Here is a 9236-nt window from a genome sequence, read left to right on the forward strand (position 1 = left end):
GCGCAGGCCTGCGGAGCCTGAAGCCCCGGGTTCGAATCCCGGCGGGCCCGCCATCCACGCGTGAAAAACCATATACTCGATCCATGTTACCGATCACGCGTGGGAGTCGGTAACACGCGCATGCATACTTCCGGAAATAACAATGAAAATACACGCGACTGGCGCGAGGATGTCGACGTCTCGGCCTTGGGGAGGGACGCCCGGCGCGCGATCCTCTCGGCCCTGAGGGAGAGGATGGGAACGGTCGAGCTCTCCCGGGCGCTCGGCGTCTCCCGGGTTGCCCTGTGGCGCTACCTGAGGGGGAGAGGGAGATCCCCGACGCGACGGCGCGCGCCGCCTCCAGCTCCATGGCGCGCTCGGGGTCCACGTGGCGCCCCTCGCGCATCCTGAGCTCCACGGCGGCGGCGAGCGAGCGGTAGTGGCGCACCGCCTCACCGCGCCCGTCCTCCAGCGGGCGGAGGGAGATGCGGGCCTCGTGCAGGTAGGGGTGGAGATCCGTCAGCCAGCCCGCGTGCCACAACGGCGCGAGCCCCGTGAGCGTGTAGACGCGCACGAACATCCCTTCCTCGTTCACCGCGAAGCGCGGCGCGTCCGCAGTGAGCTTGAGCTCCGGCACCGAGGGGACCTTCACGAACCTTGAGGCCGGCGACCGACAGCACGTCCTCCAGTGGCTCCTGCGATGCCACGAAGAACCGCTTGTACGATATCACGTAGAGCTTGTTGCCCAGCACGACCGCGCACCTGTCCTCGGCGACCCGGATCTCCGCCGGCGCGGTGAGCGCGTTCAGCGTCGCGGCGAAGTTCTCCAGCACGGCGCGGGCCTCCTGCTCTGGGAGGAGGCTCAGGTTGACGGAGCGGAGCTCGTAGATGTGCGGCCACCGCCTCGGGGGTGCGGGGGCGATGAGGCGCACCGCACACGCGATCTCGCTCATATCCGAATCATATAGGAGTGATTTTTAAGTCGGGAAGCGCACCTGGCATCGTGAAACTTGCGACCCACTACATATTCACGATAGGAATGGTGGCGCTCGCCGCCCGCCCCATCCTTCCACCGGCAGTTCGGCTCTCGACGGCCATATGGCTGGGGATCCTCGTGAACTGGCTAATTGACCACGGCGGCCACGAGGTGCGGGGCGGAATCCCCAGACGCACCGCAGTCACTCACTCGGTGCCGGGCGCGGTCGGCGTGGGGGTCGCCCTCGGGATACTGCCCGTGGCGGCAGTTCTGGTGCTCGTGCCGTCGCTCGCCTCCTGGCTCGGAACCCAACCGACTGCGGGCCCCCTCTTCGTCCTCCTGGCCGGCCTCCTAGGAGGACTGGCGGGCCTCTCCCACCTCCTGCTGGACGCGCTGACGGAGGGCGGCATCTACTACCATGGCCGCAGGTGGGCCCTCGCCCACTGGCGCTACGACAACGCGGTCGCGAACGCGCTCTTCATGTTCCTTGGACTGGTCATGACGGGAGCAGCCCTCGTCCCGATGATGAGCTCCGCGGTCAATGTGGTGCCGGTCCACGGGTATGGCCATGTGCGGGTCGAAGGCTTAGCCCCGCCGGGCCCTGCGTAAGGCGGCGCCCGGCTCCCTCCGCCAATGTAAAGCTGTCGGCGACGGCGCGTGCTGGCGTCAACTGCACCTAGCGCGACGCAGATGGTCAAGGGATTTCCCGTTGAGGAGCTGAACCGTCCTCGCGCGGTCACCCCTTCCAGATACCTATCGCTATCCCTATTATGAAGAGGATGGAGACGCCGGAGAATATAGCAGGGGCGCTTGATATCCACTGGACAACTAGCGAGGCGGCCCTAGACATCAGCGCCCGGGCGGAGATCCCGGGGAGGGATATGCCGATGTAGGTGCCCAGCAGGATCGCGACTATCAGCAACACGAATGACACTATGCCCTTCTTCACCGCGAGGCCAAAGAGCAGGCCATCGATGAACGCCAGTATAGCCATCAATATAGCATCAAACGGTTGCAGGCCGGGCGGGAGGACCATCAATCTAAACAGAGAAATTGCCTTGTTATAAATATATTGTGCCTCAGTGCGAGGACTTCGAGTAAATTGGCAGGGCGCGCGAGGAGGGGGAGAGGTCGGAAAATTGCCCGGAGATAATTCTGCCGCTGAGGATGGATGATGCTGGACCGGGTCCCGGAGCAGCGGACGGCCTTTCACGGCCAATTACAGTATCTTTGAGTTCATTTGCACCACAGGAACGTCGCCTCCCCCCTGGGGCGACGGGCGCGGCGGCGCAGATCGAATGCCGGGGGCTGTAACGCCACGACGCACTACAGGGGTCGAACCCGGTCAAGGTCAAGTTAATTTTACTTATGCGTTTTAATTTTGTTCAGGCACCGCGAGGAACGCGGAGATCCACATGCTTCACTGATAGCCTGTTCATCAATCCTCAATCCTCAATCCATTCGTAAAAACTTATTTAGAGCATATCTTCTATTGATGACTGAGCATGTCAATAGTAGCTGGATTGTTTACGGCTACAATGTTTGCATCGGCGGCGACCTACGCCCTGCTGGGCGAGTCGATCGCCACCACGATGCTCGTCCTCTCCGTAGCTATGTACGTCGCATTCTACTTTCTCACCGACGAGTACATGAACAGGGAGGAGGCTTTCCTCCTCGTCGACATCGTGTTCACCATCCTGTTGTGGCTGCTCACGCAACCGTTAGGCGGTGTCCTGTACACCACCTACTCGGCATACTACAGCTCCTCCCCGTACGCGATGGCGGGGGTCCTCCTCTTCCTGTCCATCGTGAGCGTAATCCTCTTCCTGATTCCCATGTTCTCATACATCAGGAAGTACCTGAGGTTCAATGGCCTGCGGAAGCGCTACACGAGGGTCAAGAGCGGCTTCGAGGAACTGAAGGGGGACGAGAAGTCCAAGGGAAAGTATCGCGAGATAGATGACAGGATGGCGGGCGCCAGGGATAAGATAAAGGAGATATTGTCCAAGGTGGACAGGGCGAACTACCTGCACAGCGTGGCGGTCAAGAACCCGAACGTACTGATATCCGGCCTCAACGACTCCCCAAAGGTGCCCAAGGCCTTCAGGCCGGCCGTGAACTACCTGATGTGCGGGCTGGGTGGAACCGGTTCAGTGCTCCTGGAGTCTTTCATAGACTACCTGCTGTCGCAGAACGCGATAGAGGACGACGTGAAGAACAACCCATACCTGTTCGTGTTCTTCGACACGAGCCAGTCCAATATGTCGAGGATAAAGAGGAAGTACGCGGGCACGCCGGTTGAAAAGCTGATGTACGTTTACGACAATTTCAACGTGCTCAGCAGCGAGAACATAGTGGCTCACAACCCGTGGCTCGTCGGGCAGGACGCCAACCTCATAGATGGCACGGGCAACAGGAGGGCGCTCGGATTGGCGGCTTACAACACCGTGAAGGATGCGCTCATGCGCGAGATAACCGCCAGGGTGACCCAGCTTATCAACAATACGCACTACACGAATTTCCTCGTGATAACACTGAATTCCCTGGGCGGTGGAACCGGCTCGGGTTCCTTCATATCCTTCACCCGGGATCTCTCGGAGGCGCTGAAGCAGACGACCGCGGTGCCGTATTTCCTCGGGTTCGGCATCCTTCCCAAGTCCGAGGAGGGCGCGATATTCCACGCGAACGCGTATGCCGCGCTGAAGGAGATGCAGTTCCTGATAAGCAGGGGGCAGGTCAGGATGGGGGAGTCCACGCCCCTCAGCAGCCCGTTCCTGGCGTACTTCCTGATAAGCGGGGACAGGCCGAGCATGACCGTGTACGAGGAGATATCCCTCGCGCTCTCGAGGTTCATATTCGACTTGGGGGTGGCTGGCTATGAGACGGCGAAGAGGGATGAGTACTCGGCAGGAGCCGGGAAGTCCCTCGGCGGGCAGCAGCAGGGATACGATCTCAACGACATAAAGGAGAGGGTAACCTTGGCCATGAGGTCGTCTCTCGCCTCCTTCTTCACCTTCAGCAGGTACGACGTCTACTTCCCGGCCTCAAGGATTTCCTGGCTGAAGAACGTGGCGCTGCCAACGAGGGCGGAGGTGGAGAAGTCCTATGACGAGCTGTCAAGGGAGGTGAACGAGGGCATTAGGTCCGCAATAGACGACTACACGCGCAGGGTCGAGGCGCTCAGGGTGGAAATTACGCGGCTGAGCGGTGAGTACAGGGACTTCATGCCGAACGTGTATCACAGGTGGGCGACTCAGGCAAAGGAGGTCACGTCGGATCTCGCCGCGATGGACAGCGAGATCTCGGAGAACGGGCCGCTTTCGCCAGGGAACCTGGAGAGGGAGTACGCCACCCTGACGTCGCCGGTCGGAAACCCCGAGGACAGCATAGTGATCCTGGAGAAGCAGGTGATAAACAGGTTCAGGGAGAGCATAAAGGAAGAGGAGGAGTTCCTCAAGTCCGCCCCCGCCAAGTCCATAGAGTACATGTTCAACCTGAACGACCCCGAGAACTTCAACGTGGACGTCCTGTTCAGGGAGAACTCCAGCTTCTACTCGATAGCGCGGAGCATGGACAGGATTGATGAGTACAAACGCGCGCTGTCGAACCTCGCCTCCACCGTGGGATCGGTGGAGCAGACGATGGCGAACGTGGACTATTCGCGCATAAACGTCCCGCTGCACTACAGTTCATCCGTCAGGGAGTTCGTGTCGAAGTACAACAAGGTGCTCCTCAACCAGAATGAGAGCAGCGTGATAAGCCCGGCCATAGTCACAATAGTCATGCTGATAGCGTCCGCGGCCGAGAACGTCAACGTGCCGGAGTTCCCGAGCGAGGCTGCCATCAGGAACGCGCTGGCAGGCAAGACCACCAACCCCGACTTCAGGAAGGCGCAGGTGGACGCGAAGAGGTACGAGATCTCCACGTATCAGCTCATAACTGGAATCTATCTCTACAGACTGAGGAGGGAGAAGGACGAGACGCCCATACTGAAGGACCTCAAGTACTTGGAGGCGGACTATGAGAGCATCAAGAGCAGGTCCATCGACATGATGTTGCACCACACACTCTTCTACAACGAACCGGGCGCGTTCGACGACATGATAGGGAAGATGGTGGGGAGGCGCGTGTCCGGGCTCGTGCCGAACGAGTCGGTGAAGATAATATCGAAGTTCTGGGCGGAGTACGATCCCTCCATGGAGTTCATAAACATCTGGGGCATATACGAGCTGGCCGAGGCGTACGACGAGATATCGAGCCTGAAGAAGGACCTGGACGACCTCGTGGACTTCATGGAGAGCTCCCTGAAGAGCATGGAGAGGGGAAGCACGAATATAGACCTGGAGAAGCTCCAGGCCTTCGTGTCCACGAACAGGAGTCTGCAGCGCCTGAAGGTGGTGAGGGATGTGGCGGCCGCGAACCGCATAGCCAAGAACGAGAGCGTGGCTAAGGCGATAGACGAGGTGATGGACGAGATCGACTCCGCGTTCAAGTACTTGGAGACGATAAAGGAGTCCGTGAAGACGTGGATAGAGAGGTTGAACGCCGTGAAGCAGAGCAGGGAGAAGGAGGTAGTGTTCCAGGTCAGGGTCATCCAGCCGATGATAAACTACGTGGACAAGTTCGACGAGATAGTGGGCGACATGGAGGACCAGCTGAAGGAAGTGCTCAATGCGCTGGGCGCGTAGGCGAGGAAGATGAGCCAGGATCAGAGAACGTTCATCTGCGATTTTTTCAGGGAGAACAGCAGCGAGCGCGGATGCTACGTCATGAAGGCGATACACGATGCGAGCTCCATCCCGGCGGCCAAGCTCCTACTCGACCCGTCCGTGAATCAGCGGATGGTCAGCCTGGCGGCCGAGTACGAGGACCTGCTCGCGTTGCAGTCTAGGTCCAAGGACTACGGCGACTTCAAGAAATATATGAAGAAATTCAACAAGAATGCGAGGGACATGGAGGAAAGGGCGACGAACGTCGCCCAGGCCACTGGCAGGATCCTCGTCGACAGGTGCAACGAGGTGAGCGCCCTGATCAGCTCCTATGGATTGCACGTGCCGCGGGTGATAGAGTGCGGCTCAATGTACCTCAATCCATACCAGTCGAGGGACTACTACCTCAATTACCCGAAGAGGCTGACTTCCTCCATTACCTACGTGTGGAAGATGAGGAGATTATACGAGATATACCTGGCCAACATGAGGAGCGTGATATCATACTTCGGCTCCGGCCTGGGACACGACTCCGACCTGCGCGAGCTCGGCGAGGACATATCCGGCATGTTCAGGTTCGTGAACGAGGTCCTGCTGAGCGATCAATCCCTGAACTACCTGAAGAGCGTCAGGGACGGCTTGACGAGGCTGGCGGACTACGCCCTGAGGATACAGATGCTCACCTCTCCTCGCGGAGACTACGAAGTGGAGCAGCTGCGCGTCTACGACGAGGAAGGAGGCGGCATCGAGAACTGGGCGAACGTCGTGAAGGCCGCCCGCGCGAACCCGGACGAGTTCCTCGCCCTCCTGCTCAGGTACAGCAGCAGATCAGGGACGGTGATAACGGAGGAATTCTACAGGAGGAACAGGCTGGGCGACTCCATCGACGCGCTCGGGGACGATTTGAGCAGAATGCTGGCGGAGTATGCTGCGGCCGCCAAGATCCCGCAGGGAGGGACCGCATACCTGGGGGATCCGCTGTTCACGCCATTCTTCGTCCTGTCATCACGCTCGGAGTGCGATGACTGTGAGGTGATAGCCGAACACGTGGCCGGTATGGATCTCAAGGACAGGTTTGACGCGCTCTCTGGGGTGAAATTCATCAAGCCGCTGGCGATTGACATCACGATGTCGCCCTCGTGGATACGCAGGACGCTGGTGGACGGGGGATCGCGCGTGGCCAGATACATGGACGTGAGGACGCACAGTCGCACGATGTCCGAGGCACTCGCGAATCTCAGGAGCTACTGGTACGCGAAGGAGATACTGATGAGGCTGGCCTCGGGCATCGCATATGAACTGAAGTCGACCATGTACTCGCAGGAGTTCCTGGCGCTCTTCTCCGACAAGTTCAACGCGGTCAAGTTGAAGGAGATACTTGATGGGATAGGCTCATCCTGGGAGGGCCTGGGCGAGGCGCTGCGCTTGGCGCTCGGGGAGCTCGACATGTTGAGCCTGGGTATCGATGAGGCACTGGAGAGCGGGCTGGCGAACGTGATTGATGGGAAGGGTGCCGAGGGCGCGGAGAGCCTGAGCTTCGATGACATAAAGCGCATGAAACTCACCGGCGCAAAGATCCTGAGGACCGCCAAGGACGGCCCATTCATAGTCTACGTCACGGAGGGCGGCAGGGTCAGGGTGGCTCCCTCGCTGAGCTGGTTCTACGAGGCCTTCAGCAGGAAAACGTCAGTGGACAGCTTGGTGGACGAGGTGAAGAAGGCCTGGGGGCTGGCGGACAAGGAGACCGCCATGAACTACGTGGAGGTATTCGTCAACGGGCTCATCCGCGCCGGCCTTGTGAAGTACGGGGAAGTCGTTGGAGAGAGGCGCGAGGAGAAGACCCCCGGGAGAAACTGAACGAACTGAGGCCGAAGAGGCATGGTGAGGCGACCACCCACGGCGACAGCACGAATAGTCTGTTCGAGTTGGAAGTCGTGATGATACCCAGGAATATGCGAGGACCCCCTGAAGGCGTGTGACTTGGCGATGGAGCCTACGACTCCAAGGGAGAACTCAGCCTCAGCTTCCTGGAGGAGAGGGGGTGGAGCCGGTCATAAGGGCGAGGAGGAACTCCGTCCCCAGGAGCAGGGGATGTCATGCGAGGAAGAGGGCGGTGGAGGAGGTCCTGAGGTTGGGGAGGGAGGGCTGGAGCAGGGCACACGGATACGGCATGCGCTGGGCCGCCGAGGGACTGTTCTCCGCGCTGAAGCGGATATTCGGGGAGCACGTCATGGCCAGAAAGTTCGCGAACGCGGCGAGGGAGCTGCTGCTCAAGGCGGCGATACCCAGCTAGTTCCTGATGGCGATGTACAGGTGAGGAGACGAGTTCACCTGCTCCCCTAGCAGGGGGAGCGAGTTACTCGTCTAGTCACACAACAAAGCATAATTTATTAAATTAAAGTTTATATAGTAGTACTTCTTATACATCCATGCGGTCCTCAATGCCGCTTGAGGATTACCTGATACCCGTGAGAACATCTTAGTTAGAAACATAATGGTGAGCTTCGGGGACTCGACCTACGAGCTCATAGTCACGGACAAGAGGCTTCTACTCTACGCCAGGAGGGGACTCATATCCAAGAAGGACGATATCATATCGATAAAGATGTCCGACATACAAAACATAATGTACCGGGAGGAGGGGCTGATATCCAAGAAAGGGATTTTACTCGTGGACATGCTAAACAGGAGAATATCACTATATGGTTCGGCAAATAATATGAAAGCGGCGTATCAGAATCTGATGAGCCATTGGGGCAGATGAATGACGAATATTTGGAATATGTTTTATCCGAGCTGAGGAACCGTACCGGTATTGATTTTTCGGTAGGATTGAACCTTGAATTAATCCCTATGCCCCTGCAGATCAAGATAAGAAGGGCAACTCAGATGCTGAAGACATTGCACTCCTTGAAGAACATGATCAACGCCACTGATAAGAAGGGTATCTTCAGGTTTGACAGGAGCAAACGCGTGAAAGAAGCCGAAGAATACAGATTCGAATACGAAAAATTGGAGAAGGATTATCTGGCTCTTTTGGATGAGATAGCCAAGGAATTGACCGGTAATATGTGAAGGCGATGGATGCCCCACAGCTGGATCACGTTCAACGGAATCCTTGGTGAGAGCATCGCCGGATCCCCCGTTCCTCGTTCATAGTTCTTTCTCCGCACGACCCGATCCACCTGGCCGCAGCGCGCGTTCCCGAGCCTGACAGTGATGAATTGGCACCGTCTTGGCGGGGCTTGTGATGGATGAAGCCCTCCCCATTCCAACTCCCCCCCCCCGGCGCCATCCTGCTTCTGATTCCGGCCCCAGTTCCTGGCTCAGCCGGAATATGCATTTCCTCTCAGGAGTATACAACGTTCAGACAGAATCCATCTCGCCGAAGAGGCGCACGGCATCGCCTCTTATGGAGCGTTTGATGACGTAAGGGCGTATCCGGCCGTTATAAGGCATCCACGTACGAAGCATCGATGAACTTCCCGATGTCCGCCGGCGGGTTCGCGCCCGCCGGCACGAAGTCCAAGCGCGCGCACAGGGCCATCTCGCCGATCATAGCGACGATAATC

8 protein-coding genes are annotated in these 9236 nt (G+C 58.5%); 7 read left to right on the top strand and 1 reads right to left on the bottom strand.

All coding sequences use genetic code 11. The annotated features are described in order from the left end of the window. Nucleotides 1-596 precede the first annotated feature (596 nt). Both ABJK56_RS06210 and ABJK56_RS06215 read left to right on the top strand, forming a co-directional pair. Entirely contained in the window at nt 597-947 is a 351-nt protein-coding gene (locus ABJK56_RS06210; protein ID WP_347243797.1) for a hypothetical protein, read from the top strand. A gap of 35 nt (nt 948-982) precedes the next feature. Further along, nucleotides 983-1564, top strand: coding sequence for a DUF1286 domain-containing protein (locus tag ABJK56_RS06215; protein WP_347243798.1), 582 nt, complete (start codon nt 983-985; stop codon nt 1562-1564). Nucleotides 1565-1691: 127 nt separating this feature from the next. Here the strand turns inward: ABJK56_RS06215 and ABJK56_RS06220 are convergent, their stop codons facing one another. After that, complete coding sequence (locus ABJK56_RS06220; RefSeq protein ID WP_347243799.1) at nt 1692-1949, bottom strand: hypothetical protein; 258 nt, start codon at nt 1947-1949, stop codon at nt 1692-1694. Nucleotides 1950-2460: 511 nt separating this feature from the next. Here ABJK56_RS06220 and ABJK56_RS06225 point away from each other — a divergent pair. The 5 genes from ABJK56_RS06225 (at nt 2461) to ABJK56_RS06245 (ending at nt 8739) form a co-directional block, all read left to right on the top strand. Further along, entirely contained in the window at nt 2461-5643 is a 3183-nt protein-coding gene (locus ABJK56_RS06225) for a tubulin-like doman-containing protein (protein WP_347243800.1), read from the top strand. A 9-nt stretch (nt 5644-5652) separates the two neighbouring features. After that, nucleotides 5653-7521: a hypothetical protein gene (locus ABJK56_RS06230; protein ID WP_347243801.1), complete on the top strand. Its 1869-nt coding sequence runs from the start codon at nt 5653-5655 to the stop codon at nt 7519-7521. Nucleotides 7522-7705: 184 nt separating this feature from the next. Beyond that, nucleotides 7706-7957 (top strand): hypothetical protein, encoded by a 252-nt coding sequence (locus ABJK56_RS06235; RefSeq protein ID WP_347243802.1) that lies wholly within the window; start codon nt 7706-7708, stop codon nt 7955-7957. A gap of 201 nt (nt 7958-8158) precedes the next feature. Continuing rightward, entirely contained in the window at nt 8159-8428 is a 270-nt protein-coding gene (locus ABJK56_RS06240; protein ID WP_347243803.1) for a hypothetical protein, read from the top strand. Then, on the top strand, nt 8425-8739 hold the full coding sequence (locus ABJK56_RS06245) for a hypothetical protein (RefSeq protein ID WP_347243804.1): 315 nt from the start codon (nt 8425-8427) through the stop codon (nt 8737-8739). Before ABJK56_RS06240 ends, ABJK56_RS06245 begins: the two co-directional genes overlap by 4 nt. Nucleotides 8740-9236 lie beyond the last annotated feature (497 nt).

Origin of the sequence: Thermogutta sp. (assembly GCF_039793925.1) — a bacterium.
Taxonomy (GTDB): Bacteria; Planctomycetota; Planctomycetia; order Pirellulales; family Thermoguttaceae; genus Thermogutta.